The organism is Vogesella mureinivorans (genome assembly GCF_007644035.1).
Lineage (GTDB): Bacteria > Pseudomonadota > Gammaproteobacteria > Burkholderiales > Chromobacteriaceae > Vogesella > Vogesella mureinivorans.
Map to the genome: position 1 here is coordinate 1 of NZ_VMTV02000390.1, position 312 is coordinate 312.

The 312-nt window shown below is 71.5% G+C and carries 1 pseudogene; it reads left to right on the forward strand.

Going from position 1 to position 312, the window contains the following annotated elements:
* Window positions 1–312: pseudogene (locus FLQ44_RS11160) on the forward strand (phosphopentomutase); the annotation flags it as partial.

Sequence of the window (312 nt, forward strand, 5' to 3'; positions counted from 1 at the left end):
GGACGAGGAGATCCACGCCACTGGGCTCGACGGCCAGATCGACGCGACCCTGGCTGCGGTGGACGCGCTCGATCGTCCGGGGCTTGTGTTCGCCAACCTGGTCGATTTCGACAGCGAGTATGGGCACCGCCGCGACGTGGCCGGCTATGCGGCGGCACTGGAGCGCTTCGACGCGCGCCTGCCCGAGCTGCGTGCGCGGCTCGATTCCGACGACCTGCTGGTGCTGACCGCCGACCACGGCAACGCCCCGACCTGGCCCGGCAGCGACCACACCCGCGAGCACATCCCGATCCTGGTCTCGGGCGCGCGCGT